A 16,014-nucleotide genomic window follows, 5' to 3' on the forward strand; every position below is an offset into this window, starting at 1 on the left:
CGCTCAGATCCAGTGCAGGATGTCGTCGGAGCTGGTCAGATGGGTGCCGGTGGGCAGACCGGTGACGGCGGGCACCCGCAGCCGCGGATACACGCTCACCCCGGTCAGCCGGGTGCCGGGACGCAGGTCGGCGGCCTCGCCGATCGCGGAGTGCAGCAGCCGGACCGGGTTGTCGCGCTCGGAGTGCACCCGCGCCAGCGGCCCGACGTACGAGTCGGTGATACGGGCGTACGGCCCGACGACGGCGCCGTCGCCGATCGCCGTCCGGCTCAGCCGGGCGCCCTCGTCCACGTCGACGCCGTCGCCGATGTCGCTGAACCGCAGTTTCACTCCGGGACCGATCTCGGCGTTGCGCCCGATGCGGACGGCGGGGCCGATGACGACACTGCCCTCGGAGATCTTCTGGGCCAGGGTGGTGCCGGTCACGCTGTCCTTGGTGCGCAGGCTCGACTCGTGGATCCAGTACCGCGGGTCGGTGCTGGTCGGTTCGCCCAGGGCCTGGTTCATCCGGCGGTAGTGGCCGCCGAGCACATCGCCGAGGGTGGCGAGATAGTCGGGGATGCTGCCGAGGTCGCCGAGCCGGTCGATGGGGGCGACCGCGACCGGCAGTCCGCGCCCGACCAGCCAGGGCAGCAGGTCGCCGCCCCAGTCCAGGCGCTGCTGGGCGAGCCGGATCATCTCCGGGTTGCGCGCGGCCAGCCGCAGCCGGCCGCAGTCGACCAGGTACATCCCGGCGTTGGTGGGCAGAGTGCTGCGGGAGGCGGGCAGCGAGGTCTCGGGGAAGACGCGGTGGACGCGGTCCAGGTCGGGCTTCTCCAGGAATCCCGCGACCAGTCCGTCCGGGGAGGTCTGCATCACGCCGTACTTGCCGGCGATCTCCTCGGGGGTCCGGCCGACCGTGGCGACGGTCACGACGGCGTCGGCGGCGTCGTGCGTGTCGACCAGTGTGCCGAGGTCGAACTCGAAGACGGAGTCCACCGGCAGCACCAGGGCGCGGCCGGTCAGGTCCCACTGTTCGAGGTTGTGCAGGGTGGCGGCGCCCGAGCCGACGTTGTAGCGGTCGAGCCGCGCGCGGGAGTAGTGGATCTCCACGCCGAACCGTTCGCCGTGGCCGAGCACGAGCTTGATCTGGCTGTGGTTCTCGGCGCCCTGGGCGATCACATAGAAGCGGCGGATGCCCTGGTCGCGGCAGGACTCGACGAGCCATTCGACGACGGAGCGGCCGACGAACGGGATGAGGGCCTTGCTGCGGATGTAGTCGGACGAGGCGAGGGTGAGCGGCTTGGCGCGTTCGCCCCGGCCTCCCGCCAGGATGATGCCTAACGTCTCGTCCCCCATGACAGTCCTGCCTCCTCGGCTGACAAATCAACGCTCTTCAGTCAACTCGCGCTGTCATGTAGAGTCAAGTAAAAAGTAAAACAAGGGAGTTGAGGAAAACGCGAATCAGCCCTGGTCAACTGTTTGACCAGGGCTGATGCTTCTTTACAAGAATATCTGAGCGGTGTCGTATCTTAGATGACTCTCAGCCGGACCAGCGCGCCGAGCGTCAACGCGCCCGGGATGATCGGGATCCAGACCGTGATGATCCGGTACGCCAGCACCACCGCCGTGGCCACCGCGACCGGACCGCCCGCCGCGACCAGCGCCACGATCAGCGCGGCCTCCACCGAGCCGATCCCGCCCGGTGTGGGCACCAGCGCGACGGCCACCGTCGCCGCCAGATAGGCGAGAGCCATCTGCGCGGGCGGCACCGGCAGGTTCAACGCCTGCCCCACGGCGACCAGTCCGGCCGCCTGGAGCGCGGGGAACGCCAGCGAACCGCCCCACAGCGCGAGCGCCCGAGCCGGCCGGGTGTGCACGGAACGGGCCTCGCTCAGCGCGGTGCGCAGGAACGACAGGACGGCGGTACGCAGCCGCCGCACCAGCACGAGCACCACGACCGCCGCGCACAGCACGGCGCCGAGGATCATGAGAAGGGGACCAACTGCCCCTGCCGGAAGCAGAGTTCCCAGGCGCAGGGCGTCCGGGAAGGCGATCAGCAGGCCGGTGAGCAGCGTCAGCCGGGCTATCGACTCCGCCAGCAGGAACAGCGCCAGCGCGGCCGACGAACGGGCCAGCGGCAGCCCGCACACGGTCAGGAACCGCAGGTTCACCGCCCCCGCGCCAAGTCCCGTGGGCAGCAGATGATTCGCCGCGCCCGCCGCGAACTGCGTGGCCAACAGCCGCCGCGCGGGCAGCCGTTCGACGACGGCACCCTGTCGGGTGACCGCGGCGGCGACCCAGGTCAGACAGGTGGCACCGGCCGCCGCCACCAGCCAGGGCCACTCCGCCGCCCGCAGCTGGCCGAAGCCCGCGACGAGGACGGAGCGGTGTTGTACGGCGACGACGGCGACCAGAAGCAGTGGGAGCAGGCACAGGATCTGCCGGACGCGGATGTGTCTCACATCACTGGAGGTTCTCCGCGCCACGACAACTGCGGGTTGCGGCAGCGCGGACAGTTCCTTACACCCGTCGTTACACGAGGCTGTGGCGAACGCGTTGACCTCAACGCCGCTTGAGGTCCTACGGTCTCTCCCATGAGCATGGAGAGCACCGCCTGGACCCAACTGCACAGTGTCATGACCGCGGAACAGGAGCGCCGGCCGCTGGCCCGCGCCACACTCCGCCGCATCGCCGCGTTCGCGCGCCCGCACCGCCGCGAGATCGCCCGCTTCGTCCTGCTCGGGGTGCTGACGGCACTGCTCGCCGTCGCGACCCCCGTACTGGCCGGACATGTCGTCGACGCGATCGTGTCGGGCGGCGACGACGGCACCGTCGTACGCCTCGCCCTGCTCATCGCCCTGATCGCGGTCGCCGAGGCGGCGCTCGGCATCCTCGGCCGACGCCTTTCCGCGGCGCTCGGGGAGGGACTCATCCTCGATCTGCGGACAGCCGTCTTCGATCATGTGCAGCGCATGCCGGTCGCGTTCTTCACACGTACCCGTACGGGAGCGCTCGTCTCCCGACTCAACAACGACGTCATCGGCGCCCAGCGCGCCTTCAGCAACACCCTGTCCGGAGTGGTCAGCAACGTCGTCACCCTGCTGCTCACGCTGGCCGTCATGCTCACCCTGTCCTGGCAGATCACCCTGCTCGCGCTCGTACTGCTCCCGGTCTTCGTGGTCCCGGCCCGCCGGATGGGCAGCCGCATGGCCCGCATGCAGCGCGAGGCGGCCACACTCAACGCGGCGATGAGCACCCGTATGACCGAACGCTTCTCCGCCCCCGGCGCCACCCTCGTCAAACTCTTCGGCCGCCCGGAGGAGGAGTCCGTGGAGTTCGCCGAACGCGCGAGCCGGGTCCGTGACATCGGCGTCCGCACGGCCACCGCCCAGTCGGTGTTCATCACCTCCCTGACCCTGGTCTCCGCACTGGCCCTCGCCCTCGTCTACGGCCTCGGCGGCTGGTTCGCCCTGCACGGCACCCTGGAGCCCGGCGCCGTCGTCTCCCTGGCCCTGCTCCTGACCCGCCTCTACGCCCCGCTCACCTCGCTCGCCGGAGCCCGCGTCGAGGTGATGAGCGCCCTGGTCAGCTTCGAGCGCGTCTTCGAAGTGCTGGACCTGAAACCGCTCATCGAGGAGAAGCCGGACGCCCGCGAGGTCCCCGAGGGCCCGGTCGCGGTCGAGTTCGACGAGGTCCGCTTCGCCTACCCCTCCGCCGACAAGGTCTCCCTCGCCTCACTCGAAGAGGTCGCCACCCTCGACACCCGCGGTGGCGCCGAGGTCCTGCACGGCGTCTCCTTCCGCGCCGAACCCGGCCAGACCATCGCCCTCGTCGGCTCCTCCGGCGCCGGCAAGTCCACCATCGCCCAACTCCTGCCCCGCCTCTACGACGTCGACGAGGGCGCCGTACGCATCGGCGGCACCGACGTCCGCGACCTCACCGCCGCCTCCCTGCGGGCCACCCTCGGCATGGTCACCCAGGACGGCCACCTCTTCCACGACTCCGTCCGCGCCAACCTGCTGCTGGCCCAACCGGCCGCCACCGAGGACGAGTTGTGGGACGCCCTGCGCCGCTCCCGCCTCGACGATCTCGTACGGTCCCTGCCCGACGGCCTGGACACGGTCGTCGGCGAACGCGGCTACCGCCTCTCCGGAGGCGAGCGCCAACGCCTCACCATCGCCCGCCTGTTGCTGGCCCGCCAGCGCGTCGTCATCCTCGACGAGGCCACCGCCCACCTGGACAACACCTCGGAGGCCGCAGTGCAGGAGGCCCTGACGGAGGCACTCCAGGGCCGCACGGCCGTGGTGATCGCCCACCGGCTGTCCACCGTGCGCTCCGCCGACCAGATCCTGGTCGTCGAGGCGGGCCGCATCTCGGAACGCGGCACGCACGACGAACTCCTCGCCGCCGACGGGCGATACGCCGAGCTGTACCGCACGCAGTTCGCGAAGCAGGTGGTACCGGTACCGGACGCGGTCGTATAGGGAGCGCGGGGTCAGGGATCCGGGGTGTCAGGGCTCGCGGTGCTCGTGCGCCGCCTTCTCCAGCTCCTCGGCCTCCGCCTCGGCCACCCGGATCTCGGCCGCCACGTCGATCGAGCGGCTCAGCCACCAATACAGCAGGCCGGCCACCGGCAGTCCGACGAACAGGGAGAGGTCGGCGCCGTCCATGGCGTGGGCGATGGGGCCGACGTAGAGGGTGCCGACGGAGAAGAACGGCACCATCACACCGAAGCCGACCAGGTAGGAGATGATCCCGTGCCAGCCCCAACGGCCGTAGATGCCGTGCGGGTTGAAGATCTCCGCGATGGCGTAGTGGCCGCGGCGCACCACGTAGTAGTCCATCAGGTTGACCGCGGTCCACGGGATGAACAGATAGAGCACCAGCAGCAGGAAGTTGTTGAAGTTGGTGAGGAAGTCGGAGGTCGCGGCAAACGCGCCGACCAGCGAGAGCGCGGCGGTCAGCCCGATCGTCAACACCCGGACGCCCACGGTCGGTTGGACCTTCTTGAGCGAGTCGATCGCGCTGATCAGGGTCAGCGAACCGCCGTACATGTTCAGCGCGGTGACGGAGATCAGGCCGAGCGTGGCGAAGAGGAGGACGATCGCGCCGAAGCCGCTGAACACCTTGTCGCCCGCCGCGTTGATCGAGCGGATCGTGTCGAAGTCCTTGCCCGCCCAGGCCGCGAGCAGCGCGCCAAGCGTCATCAGCCAGACCCCGCCCAGCGCCGAACCGAAGTAGGTCCAGTAGAAGGTCTTGCGGACGGTCACGTCCGGCGGGAGATAGCGCGAGTAGTCCGAGACGTAGATCGCCCAGCTGATCTGGTAGCCGGCGACCACGCCGAACTGCGCCAGGAACGGCGTCCAGGAGAAACCGCCGAGGTCGAAGGAGCCCGCCGGGTAGTGCAGGGTCGCCAGCACACCCACGGTGAAGATCCCGAACACGACCAGGAAGGTGTACGTCAGGAACTGCTCCGCCTTGTGGATCACGTCGTAGCCCACCAGCGCGATCACGAAACCGACCACGGTGACCACGGCCACCCACATCTTGGTGTTGCCGTGCACCGTGGTGTGCAGGGCCTCACCGGCCAGGATCGTGTTGAAGACGTTGAAGCCCGCGTACTGCACATAGGCGAACAGCCACACCAACAGGGCGCCCACGTAACCGAATTGGGGCCGCGACTGGATCATCTGCGGCAGCCCGAGCTGCGGGCCCTGCGCCGAGTGGAAGGCCATGAAGAAGGTGCCGAGCAGGGTGCCGGAGACGATCGCGATGAGCGACCAGATGAGGTTGCCGCCCTCGGTGATGCTGATCAGACCGACCGCCAGCGTGGCGATCTGCGCGTTCGACATGAACCACAGGGGGCCGAGGTGCCACAGCTTGCCGTGGCGCTCGTTCAGGGGGACGTAGTCGATGGAACGTATCTCCAGCCCCGACACCCGGGGCTCTGATGCGGTGGTCACGGTGCCTCCCAGGTGCTGATCCAGCCTCTGTGGCCACATTCATCCCCCACGGGAGACCAGGCAACCGCAACGGATACTGTGAAACCAGCCCTTGACCCGCGACTGCGGGCAGGGAGCCGAGTCCCGGGAGTGTCCGATGCTGCGCACCATGTTCAAATCCAAGATCCACCGTGCCACCGTCACCCAGGCCGACCTGCACTACGTCGGCTCCGTCACCATCGACGCCGAGCTGCTGGACGCCGCCGATCTGCTGCCCGGCGAGCTGGTCCACATCGTCGACATCACCAACGGCGCCCGCCTGGAGACGTATGTCATCGAGGGCGAGCGGGGCTCGGGCGTGATCGGCATCAACGGTGCCGCCGCCCACCTCGTGCATCCCGGAGACCTGGTGATCATCATCAGTTACGCTCAGGTGTCCGACGCCGAGGCGCGGGCGCTTCGGCCCCGGGTCGTGCACGTGGACTCCGCCAACCGGATCGTGGGCCTGGGTGCCGATCCGTCCGAGCCGGTGCCGGGTTCGGAGCAGGCGCGCAGCCCGCAGGCCGTCACGGCCTGACCACCACACCAGGAGAAGGCCCATGAGCGAGATCGAGATCCGCGACGACCGGGCGGCGGGCCGCCTGGAGGCGATCGGCGACGGCGAAGTCGTAGGCCACATCGAGTACTTCGTCCTCGAATCGCCCCAGCGCGCCCTCGTCCCGGTCCACACGATCGTGGAACCGGCCCACGAGGGAAAGGGCATCGCGGGTTCACTGGCCCGCGAGCTGTACGGCATCGCCGCCCGCGAGGGCATCGTCGTCGCCCCGCTCTGCCCGTACGTCGTGAAGTGGGCGGCCCGCCACCCCGACGAGGCCCCGGCCGCGGACCCCGCGCTGCAGAAGGCGGCGATGGAGTGGCTGACGGCGCATCCCGGACGGTTCTAGAACCGAAGGCCCTGTCTTCGTGAGCATTCTGACGAAAGGTCCCGCCGGCGTGCTCGCCCTCCTGCACACCTCACCGGCCCACATCCCGGTCTTCGACGCCCTGCGCGACGAGGACCACCAGGGCCTGGAACTACGGCACTTCGTCGACGAGGAGCTGCTGGCGCGGGCCCGCCGCGAGGGCCCGGAAGCGGTGACCGACGCGGTACGGCACGCGCTTGAGGAGGCCGTCGCCCAAGGGGCCCGGGCGGTCCTGTGCACCTGCTCGACCATCGGCGCGGTGGCGGAGTCGGCCGGTGCCGATGTCGGCGTACCGGTGCTGCGCGGTGACCGACCGATGGCGGCCGCCGCCGTCGCCACCGGTACCCGGGTCGTCGTGGCCGCCACGCTGGAGAGCACGCTGGGGCCGACCGCGGCGCTGATCGAGGAGGAGGCCCGCCGCATCGACCGCCCCGTCGCGGTCCGCACCCTCCTCGTGGAAGGCGCCTGGGCCCGCTTCGAGACCGGCGACAACGAGGGCCGCGCCCGTCTGGTCGCCGACGCCGTGGATGCGGTCGGGGACGCCGACGCGATTGTCCTTGCACAGGGGTCCATGGCCGGCGCCCGGCAACTGACGACCACGACGGTGCCGGTGTTGTCGAGCCCGTGGCTGGGGCTGGGTGCGGGGGCTCGGGCGGTGCGGGTGGGGTGAGTTCGGCAGAGCCCGGGGACTGTGCGCCGGATGAGGCCGCCCGGGTGAGTGGCGGCTCGGGTGCTGGGTAGGCGGGGGAGTAGTCCAGAGCCGACGCACCCACTGGCTGGAGGACACCATGACCAACCCGTACCCCGACCCTGTACCACCCGGACCGACCCCTGGCCCTGACCCCGTACCCCCGGGACCGATCCCGGGCCCCGGTCCCGTACCGCCGGGCCCGACTCCCGGCCCCGGCCCCACACCGGGCCCGGACCCGGAACCGCCGACGCCCCGGCCCACGCCGGGCCCCGTCCCCGGCCCGGTCCCACCCCGTCCGACCCCGGAGCCCTCTCCATCGCCCATCCCGCCGGGCCCGGAACCCGTGCCGAACCCGGAGCCGGGACCGCCGCTCACCTGAAGCCGGCCGCATGAAGCCGGGCACCCGCAGGTCGCCCGGCCGGTCGGTCATGACGCCCGGCCCGACTGAGCCCGCCTGAGCCCGCCGTCCCGGCCACCCTCCTGGCAGGATGGCTGACATGGAACGTGTGCTTGGAATCGGCGGACACTTCATGCGGGCCGGCGACCCGGCGGCCCTGACCACCTGGTACCGCGACTGCCTCGGCCTGGACGTCGACGAGCACGGGTTGTGGCAGCAGGAGGCCGGGCCGACGGTGTTCGCGGCCTTTCCGGCCGACACCGACTACTTCGGGTCCCGGACCCAGCAGACCATGCTGAACTTCCGGGTCCGTGACCTCGACGCGATGCTCGCGCAACTGCGCGCCAAGGGCGCGGACGTGGACGCGGAGACACAGGACATGGACGGTGTCGGACGGTTCGGCTGGGTCACCGATCCCGAGGGCAACCGGATCGAACTGTGGCAGCCCGCCTGACCGGATCCCCGGCAGGCGGGCTCGGCACAGCAGTAGACGGGGTCAGCCCGAGACCTCCGAGCGGTCACCGCCCCAGAGGGTGTGGAACGAGCCGTCCCGGTCCACCCGGCGGTACGTGTGCGCCCCGAAGAAGTCCCGCTGTCCCTGCGTGAGCGCCGCGGGCAGCCGCTCGGCGCGCAGTGCGTCGTAGTAGGCGAGGGCCGCGGAGAAACCGGGCGTCGGGACGCCCTGGCGGGTCGCCGCGACGACTACTTCGCGCCAGTCGTCCTGCGCCGCCGCGATCTCCTGCGCGAAGGTCTCGTCGGACAGCAGGCTCGGCAGGTCCGCGCGGGCGTCGTACGCGGCACGGATACGGTCCAGGAAGGCCGCGCGGATGATGCAGCCGCCGCGCCAGATCGAGGAGACCGCGCCGAGGTCGACGTTCCAGTCGTACTCCTCGCTGCCCGCCGCGATCTCGTGGAAGCCCTGCGTGTACGACACGATCTTCGACGCGTACAGCGCCTGCTCGACCCGGTCCGCGAAGGCCCCCGCCTCGGCCTCGCCCAGCGGGGTCGCCGTCGGTCCGGCCAGACCCCGTGAGGCCTCGCGCAGTGCCGCGTGGCCGGAGATCGAGCGGGCGAAGACCGCCTCCGCGATCCCGGAGACCGGGACGCCGAGGTCGAGGGCGATCTGGACCGTCCAGCGTCCCGTGCCCTTCTGCTCGGCCTGGTCGACGACCACGTCCACGAACGGCTTGCCGGTGGCCGCGTCCACGTGGGACAGCACCTCGGCGGTGATCTCGATCAGGTAGGAGTCGAGCCGACCCGTGTTCCAGGTGCGGAAGATGTCGGCGATCTGCGCGGGGGAGTACCCGGCGACATCGCGCAGCAGCTGGTACGCCTCGCCGATCAGCTGCATGTCGGCGTACTCGATGCCGTTGTGCACCATCTTCACGAAGTGCCCGGCGCCGTCGGGACCCACATGGGTTACACAGGGCGCCCCGTCCTCCGCCTTCGCGGAGATCTTCTCCAGCATCGGACCGAGCGAGTCGTACGACTCCTTCGGGCCACCGGGCATGATGCTCGGCCCGTTCAGCGCGCCCTCCTCGCCGCCGGAGACGCCCATGCCGACGAAGTGGATGCCCTGTTCGCGCAGGTCGCGCTCGCGGCGGCGGGTGTCCGCGAAGTGCGCGTTGCCACCGTCGATGATCATGTCGCCGGGTTCGAGGAGCGGGGCGAACTCCTGGATCACCGCGTCCGTCGGCTCACCGGCCTTGACCATGATGACCAGCCGGCGCGGACGCTCCAGCGCGGTCACGAAGTCCTTGGCCGTCTCCGCCGCGATGAAGTCGCCCTCGCCGCCGAACTCCTCCACCAGGGCGTGGGTGCGGGACGCGGTCCGGTTGTGCACGGCGACCGTATAGCCGTTGCGCGCGAAGTTCCGGGCGAGGTTGCGGCCCATGACCGCGAGGCCCGTGACGCCGATCTGCGCTGAAGTGCTCATTCGGTTGGCTCCTAAAGATCAGGAAGATCAAGCCCAAAGATCAGGAAGGTCCTGAACATCGGTGGTACCGGTCGTGCTCGCCAGTATTGCCGCTCGGTCCATCCTGGCCTGCCGGTACCCCGCCCGCACGCGCTCACCGCAACCGGAGCGGCCCGCTCGCCACTTGAGCCACAGGGCGGCCGGTTGCCGTCTTGTCATGGCCTGTTCGTGGCGCTTACTTTTGGCCCTCCTGACATATGTCGAGGGGGATTCTCCATGGCCGTACGCGGCCGGCACCGCCGGTATCAGCCGAACAGGATCAACCGTTCCTCGCTCCTCACGGTCACGGCGGGCGGTGCGGGCATCGCGATCCCTCTCGTCGGTGCCGGTGCGGGCAGCGCCCAGGCGGCCGATGTGAGCACCTGGAACAAGGTCGCAGCCTGCGAGTCCAGCGGTGACTGGAGCATCAACACCGGCAACGGGTACTACGGCGGGCTCCAGTTCACCCAGTCCACCTGGGAGGCCTACGGCGGCAGGGCGTACGCGAGCCGCGCGGATCTGGCCACCCGGGACCAGCAGATCGCCGTCGCGGAGAAGGTGCTCAAGGGGCAGGGCCCCGGCGCCTGGCCGGTGTGCTCGGTGCGTGCCGGGCTCACCCGGGGCGGCGGCACCCCCGACATCCATGTCGGGGGCACGAAGACCGGCAGCACCAAGGCCGGCAGCACCAAGGCCGAGGACGCCAAGACGCAGACCGTCAAGCGGTCCGTGAAGGACGTACAGCCGCAGACCACACCGCAGTCCCGCGCGGGCACCGTCGAGATGTACACGGTCGTGCGTGGCGACACCCTCTCCGGGATCGCCGAGACCGAGCGCGTCGACGGCGGCTGGCACGGGCTCTACGCCGCGAACCGCACGACCGTCGGCGACGACCCGGACCTGATCCTGCCGGGCCAGCGGCTGAGCCTGCACGCCAAGGCCGAGGCGAAGACCCGTACGACGACGAAACCGGCCACCAAGGCAGCCACCAGGACCGAGACGAAGAAGACCACCACCAAGAAGTCGACGAGTCGCTCCCTCGTCGCCCCCGTCAACGCCCCCATCGGCACGGCGTACCACGCGGAGGGCTCCGCCTGGTCGAAGGGCTACCACACCGGCGTCGACTTCCTTGTCCCCACCGGCACTTCGGTCAAGGCCATCGAGGCAGGGCAGGTGGTCACCGCGGGCTGGGGCGGCTCGTACGGCTATCAAGTGGTGATCCGGCACGCCGACGGGCGGTACTCGCAGTACGCCCACCTGTCCGCGATCTCGGTGCGGGACGGGCAGTCCGTCGGCGCCGGGCAGCGCATCGGGCGGTCGGGGTCCACCGGCAACACCACGGGCCCGCATCTGCACTTCGAGGTGCGGACGGGGCCCGGCTTCGGTACCGACATCGACCCGCTCGCCTATCTGCGGGCCGGTGGCGTCACGATTTGACTCGTGTGCGATGCCGGTCGTGGACCGGCATCATCACGTACAGCCCGGCGTGGAACGGGCCGAAGTAGCTCGGCGCTTCGGCCGAGCCGGCCGGTTCCAGGGTCCCGTAACCCTCGTCGGCCGGGATCGCCGCCGGCGTCGGGACGAGAACGTCCCCGGCCGTGACGCCCAGGTCCACGTCGACGTTCGCGCTCACGTCGACGGGCTGTCCAGGGAGGGCGTCGAGCAACTCCTCGATGGGCGACGGCGCGACGGGAGCCGCCGTGGTGGACGGTGCGTGCTCGCTCTCCAGCCGCTCCGTGGTCAGCAGGATCAGGCCACCGGCGGCGACCACTCCGGCGCTCAGGGCGAGCAGGGTGCCCGTCGTGCCGTAGCGGAAGGTTTCGCCGAACATCGTGATGCCGACGACGGCCGCCACCACCGGGTTCACGACCGTCAGGATCGCCAGCGGAGCCGCGAGGCCCGCGCCCCGGTAGGAGGCCTGCGAGAGCATCAGACCGCCGACCGCGAACACGGCGATCACGGCGAGGAAGGGGATGTCGGTCGCCGATATCGCGCCGTTGTCCCAGTCGACCGTCACCGTCTTCGTGAACACCGAGGACATGCCGAACGCTATGCCGGACGCGGTCGCCAGCAGCACGCTGCGCACCGCCGGGTGCCGGTGTGCCGCGCGGCCCGCGATCATCAGGGTCGCGACCACCGCGCCGGTGAACACCGCCACGGACACCCGCTGGGCGGTGCTCAGCGAGTGGCTGTCGGAGGCGCCGACAAGGGAGAGCAGACCGGCGAGACCGATCGTCGCCATGATGGCGCCGCGCCAGGCGGTGGAACCGGCCTTGCGGCCGACGAAGAGGGCCGCCATCGGCAGCGCGAACACGATGGTCAGCGCGCCCAGCGGCTGCACCAGGCTCAGCGGGCCGTAGGCCAGCGCCACCACGTGCAGCAGACCTCCGGTGCCGTTCAGCGCGACCGCCGCCCACCAGCTCGGGCGGCGCAGCGGCGCGTACTCCTGGTCGGGGGAGGACACCGCGACCCGCTCCTGCACGATCGCTCCACCCGCGTAGGCCACGGCGGAGACGAGCGACAGCACGATGGACAACGCGAGGGCGCTCATCGGCAGCTCCTCTGCGTCAGGCGGGGGCCTCTGGCACCACGCGGCGAACGGTCGGCTTTCATACAGAACACGATGCCGGTCGATGTTCTTCCCGTCGTCGTACCTGAGCACCGATTGGGTAGTACTGCCGATGGAGTACGAAACCCCCCTTGTCCTCCCCAAGGTGGGTGACATCAGGGGGACACCCCCTGGGTGGAACCCCTAGAAGCCTTGGTACTACTGCTGTTCGTGGACCTCGACCCCGAACTCGCCGCGCTCCGCCCCCTCGGCGGCTTCTTCGTACTACGCACGGGCGCAGCCCCGGACGGCCCGCTGCCGACGCTCGCGACGACCTACGAAAACCCGGTGTCGGATGTTTACAGAAATTCCCTGACTTTCCGTGTCCATGACGTCGCGGAACGTCTCCAGGCCCCCGAGCTGCGCATTGCCGCCTCGATCGCCCAACAGGCCCTCGCGGCCCGCCTGTGGTCGGCGGCGCTCGGCTGCGCCGCCCTCTACGGCCGTATCCCGGACCTCGACCCGCACCTGCTGCACTGGGACGCGGGCAGCAGTGCCCCGGACGACCTGTGGCTGGCCGAGGTCCGCCCGCTGCCCGTCGACGCCCTGGCGGACGTCCTGCTCCACGGCCACCTGGAACCCCTGACCGCCGCCCTGGTCGCCCGCCACCGCATGTCCGCGGGCCTCCTGTGGGGCAACGCGGCCTCCGCGCTCGCGGGCGCGGCCCGTGAACTCGACCGCTGGGCACGCGCGCGTGGCCGTACGGAAGTGGCCACGCGCGCGCGTGCCCTCACGGCGGAACTCCTCGCCCACCCCCTCCTCGCCGGCACCGGAATCCTCACCGGAACCGCCTTCCGGCGCCGCAGCTGCTGCCTCTACTACCGGGTCCCCGGGGGCGGGGTCTGCGGCGACTGCTGCTTCACACAGCCGCCCGGCCCTTCCGCGAAAGCCGCTTCTGGGTGACCATGAGTGCAATCAGCCGCCGAGATCAAGGGGTTACGGGTGCGAGTGGGACTGCTGACCCGGGAGTACCCGCCGGATGTGTACGGCGGCGCGGGCGTCCATGTGGAGTTCCTGGCCCGGGAGTTGAGGCCCCTGGTCGACCTGGACGTGCACTGCTGGGGCGAGGGCCGCACGGAGGGCGTCGTGCGCCACCGCTCCTGGCCGACCCTGGACGGCGCCAACGACGCCCTGCGCACCTTCTCCGTGGACCTCTCCATGGCCGCCGCCCTCGAAGGCCGCGAACTCGTCCACTCCCACACCTGGTACGCCAACCTCGCCGGCCACTTCGCCAAGCTCCTCTACGGCGTCCCGCACATCATGACCGCCCACTCCCTGGAGCCACTGCGCCCCTGGAAGGCCGAGCAGCTCGGCGGCGGATACGCCCTCTCCAGCTGGGCCGAGCGCACCGCGATCGAGGCCGCGGACGCCGTGGTGGCGGTATCGGGAGCCATGCGCGAGGACATCCTCAGCTGCTACCCGTCACTGGACCCGGCCACCGTGCGGGTCATCCACAACGGCATCGACACCACGCTCTACCAACCCGACCACGGCACCGACGTGCTCACCCGGCTCGGCATCGACCCCGACCGCCCCTACGTGCTGTTCGTCGGCCGCATCACCCGCCAGAAGGGCGTGCCCCATCTGCTGCGCGCGGTGCGCGGTCTCGATCCGGCCGCGCAGGTCTTGCTGTGCGCGGGCGCGCCCGACACGCCGGAGATCGACCGGGAGTTCCGCGACCTCTTCGAGGAGCTGAGCCGGGTCCGCGAGGGCGTGCACTGGATTCCCCAGATGCTGCCCCGCCCGGAGGTCATCCAGCTCCTCACCCACGCCACCGTCTTCGCCTGCCCCTCGGTCTACGAGCCCCTCGGGATCGTGAACCTGGAGGCGATGGCCTGCGGTACCGCCGTGGTCGCCTCCCGGGTCGGGGGCATCCCCGAGGTGGTGGCGGACGGCGAGACCGGCCTGCTGGTGTCCGTCGAGGAAAACTTCGAGGAGAACCTGGCGACGGCCCTCGACTCCGTGCTCGCCGACCCGGAGACTGCGAAGCGCATGGGCGAGGCGGGGCGGAAGCGCGCGGTGGGCGAGTTCGGCTGGGACGCCGTGGCGCTGCGCACCGCGCGGCTCTACGCGGAGATCCTCAAACAGGCTTAGTGTGCGCTGCTCAGGGGCAGGCTGGGATCAACCAGGGTGAGGGGAGCGGCCATGCGTCGTGGTGGTCCTTCGGTGCTCGGAATCGTGCTCGCGGGCGGTGAGGGCAAGCGACTGATGCCCCTGACCGCGGACCGTGCGAAACCGGCGGTCACGTTCGGCGGGACGTACCGCCTCGTGGACTTCGTGCTGTCCAATCTCGTCAACGCCGACGTCCTGCGCATCTGCGTCCTCACGCAGTACAAGTCGCACTCGCTGGACCGCCACATCACCACCACCTGGCGCATGTCCAGCCTGCTCGGCAACTACGTCACACCGGTCCCGGCCCAGCAGCGCCTGGGCCCGCGCTGGTACCTCGGCAGCGCGGACGCGATCCTCCAGTCGCTGAACCTGATCTACGACGAGCGTCCCGAGTACGTCGCGGTCTTCGGCGCCGACCACGTCTACCGCATGGACCCCCGGCAGATGCTCGCCCAGCACATCGACAGCGGCGCGGGCGTCACCGTGGCCGGAATCCGCGTCCCGCGCGCGGAGTCCTCGCAGTTCGGCGTGATCACGCCGGGCTCGGACGGCCAGACGGTCGAGCGCTTCCTGGAGAAGCCCGCCGACCCGCCGGGCCTGGTCGACGACCCCGAGTGCGTCTACGCCTCGATGGGCAACTACATCTTCACCACCAAGACCCTGATCGAGGCCCTCCAGCGGGACGCCGAGGACATCGGCTCGGTGCACGACATGGGCGGCTCGATCCTGCCCGCGCTCACCGACCGGGGCGAGGCCGCGCTCTACGACTTCAGCGCCAACCACGTCCCCGGCGAGACCACCCGCGACCAGGGGTACTGGCGCGACGTGGGCACCCTGGACGCCTACTACGACGCCCACATGGACCTCATCGCCGAGCGCCCCGCCTTCAACCTCTACAACCGCAACTGGCCCATCTACACCCACTCCGGCCAGCTCTCCCCGGCCCGCTTCAACGCCGGCGGCATGGCCAGCGAGTCGATCATCAGCTCCGGGTGCCTCATCCGCGGCCAGGTCACGCGCTCGGTGCTCTCCCCGGGCGTGGTGGTCGACCCGGGAGCGGTCGTCCAGGGCTCGATCCTGCACGACAACGTCCACATCGGGCGGGGTGCGGTGGTCCGCGGCGCCGTCCTGGACAAGAACGTCGAGGTGCCGCCGGGCGCGACGATAGGCGTCAACCCGGAGCGCGACGCCGACCTGTACACGGTCTCCAAGGGCGGGGTCATCGCCCTCGGGAAGGGCCAACTGGTCACGTAGTCACGTAGTTGCGAACACCGGCCCCGGTGCGTCCCGACCGCACCGGGGCTTTGCCTTGTCGTGACGCAGGCTTGTCATGTCCCTGGACGGAAGGCGGAATCCGTGTTGTCATGCC

Annotated in this window: 14 protein-coding genes; 9 read left to right on the forward strand and 5 right to left on the reverse strand. The window is 70.4% G+C overall.

Features of this window, described 5'->3' with window-relative positions:
- Positions 1-3: 3 nt before the first annotated feature.
- Both ACFXC1_RS02010 and ACFXC1_RS02015 read right to left on the reverse strand, forming a co-directional pair.
- Positions 4-1,338: a sugar phosphate nucleotidyltransferase gene (locus ACFXC1_RS02010; RefSeq protein ID WP_381237445.1), complete on the reverse strand. Its 1,335-nt coding sequence runs from the start codon at positions 1,336-1,338 to the stop codon at positions 4-6.
- Positions 1,339-1,511: 173 nt separating this feature from the next.
- Entirely contained in the window at positions 1,512-2,444 is a 933-nt protein-coding gene (locus ACFXC1_RS02015) for a lysylphosphatidylglycerol synthase transmembrane domain-containing protein (RefSeq protein WP_381237448.1), read from the reverse strand.
- Positions 2,445-2,582: 138 nt separating this feature from the next.
- Between ACFXC1_RS02015 and ACFXC1_RS02020 the strand changes: the two genes are divergently transcribed.
- A complete protein-coding gene (locus tag ACFXC1_RS02020; RefSeq protein ID WP_381239394.1) occupies positions 2,583-4,466 on the forward strand; it encodes an ABC transporter ATP-binding protein in 1,884 nt (627 codons plus the stop codon).
- A gap of 27 nt (positions 4,467-4,493) precedes the next feature.
- Here the strand turns inward: ACFXC1_RS02020 and ACFXC1_RS02025 are convergent, their stop codons facing one another.
- Entirely contained in the window at positions 4,494-5,945 is a 1,452-nt protein-coding gene (locus ACFXC1_RS02025; protein ID WP_381237450.1) for a purine-cytosine permease family protein, read from the reverse strand.
- A 136-nt stretch (positions 5,946-6,081) separates the two neighbouring features.
- Between ACFXC1_RS02025 and panD the strand changes: the two genes are divergently transcribed.
- The 4 genes from panD (at position 6,082) to ACFXC1_RS02045 (ending at position 8,428) form a co-directional block, all read left to right on the forward strand.
- Positions 6,082-6,501, forward strand: coding sequence for an aspartate 1-decarboxylase (panD, locus tag ACFXC1_RS02030; RefSeq protein WP_019068223.1), 420 nt, complete (start codon positions 6,082-6,084; stop codon positions 6,499-6,501).
- A gap of 22 nt (positions 6,502-6,523) precedes the next feature.
- Positions 6,524-6,868, forward strand: coding sequence for a GNAT family N-acetyltransferase (locus ACFXC1_RS02035; RefSeq protein ID WP_359614517.1), 345 nt, complete (start codon positions 6,524-6,526; stop codon positions 6,866-6,868).
- Between the two features lie 49 nt (positions 6,869-6,917).
- Complete coding sequence (locus tag ACFXC1_RS02040; protein WP_381239397.1) at positions 6,918-7,556, forward strand: aspartate/glutamate racemase family protein; 639 nt, start codon at positions 6,918-6,920, stop codon at positions 7,554-7,556.
- 518 nt (positions 7,557-8,074) lie between these two features.
- The gene (locus ACFXC1_RS02045) at positions 8,075-8,428 is read left to right on the forward strand and encodes a VOC family protein (protein WP_381237453.1); all 354 of its coding nucleotides are present in this window, start codon (positions 8,075-8,077) and stop codon (positions 8,426-8,428) included.
- 42 nt (positions 8,429-8,470) lie between these two features.
- On the opposite strand, the gene gndA is transcribed toward ACFXC1_RS02045, so the two are convergent.
- Complete coding sequence (gene gndA / locus ACFXC1_RS02050) at positions 8,471-9,910, reverse strand: NADP-dependent phosphogluconate dehydrogenase (RefSeq protein WP_381237456.1); 1,440 nt, start codon at positions 9,908-9,910, stop codon at positions 8,471-8,473.
- Positions 9,911-10,165: 255 nt separating this feature from the next.
- Between gndA and ACFXC1_RS02055 the strand changes: the two genes are divergently transcribed.
- A complete protein-coding gene (locus tag ACFXC1_RS02055) occupies positions 10,166-11,362 on the forward strand; it encodes a transglycosylase family protein (RefSeq protein ID WP_381237458.1) in 1,197 nt (398 codons plus the stop codon).
- Here the strand turns inward: ACFXC1_RS02055 and ACFXC1_RS02060 are convergent.
- The gene (locus ACFXC1_RS02060; RefSeq protein WP_381237460.1) at positions 11,352-12,476 is read right to left on the reverse strand and encodes a DMT family transporter; all 1,125 of its coding nucleotides are present in this window, start codon (positions 12,474-12,476) and stop codon (positions 11,352-11,354) included. The genes ACFXC1_RS02055 and ACFXC1_RS02060 overlap by 11 nt on opposite strands.
- Before the next feature lie 210 nt (positions 12,477-12,686).
- Here ACFXC1_RS02060 and ACFXC1_RS02065 point away from each other — a divergent pair, with 210 nt between their 5' ends.
- From ACFXC1_RS02065 to glgC, 3 genes are read left to right on the forward strand one after another with little or no spacing between them, the layout of a single operon-like run.
- Positions 12,687-13,436 (forward strand): (2Fe-2S)-binding protein, encoded by a 750-nt coding sequence (locus tag ACFXC1_RS02065; RefSeq protein WP_381239399.1) that lies wholly within the window; start codon positions 12,687-12,689, stop codon positions 13,434-13,436.
- A 39-nt stretch (positions 13,437-13,475) separates the two neighbouring features.
- Positions 13,476-14,627 carry a glycogen synthase gene (glgA, locus tag ACFXC1_RS02070; protein WP_381237462.1) on the forward strand — a complete coding sequence of 384 codons (1,152 nt, stop codon included), beginning with the start codon at positions 13,476-13,478 and terminating at the stop codon, positions 14,625-14,627.
- A 51-nt stretch (positions 14,628-14,678) separates the two neighbouring features.
- Complete coding sequence (gene glgC, locus ACFXC1_RS02075; protein WP_093623686.1) at positions 14,679-15,899, forward strand: glucose-1-phosphate adenylyltransferase; 1,221 nt, start codon at positions 14,679-14,681, stop codon at positions 15,897-15,899.
- Positions 15,900-16,014 lie beyond the last annotated feature (115 nt).

The sequence above is a fragment of the Streptomyces hokutonensis genome, assembly GCF_042751305.1.
GTDB classification, from domain to species: Bacteria; Actinomycetota; Actinomycetes; order Streptomycetales; family Streptomycetaceae; genus Streptomyces; species Streptomyces hokutonensis_A.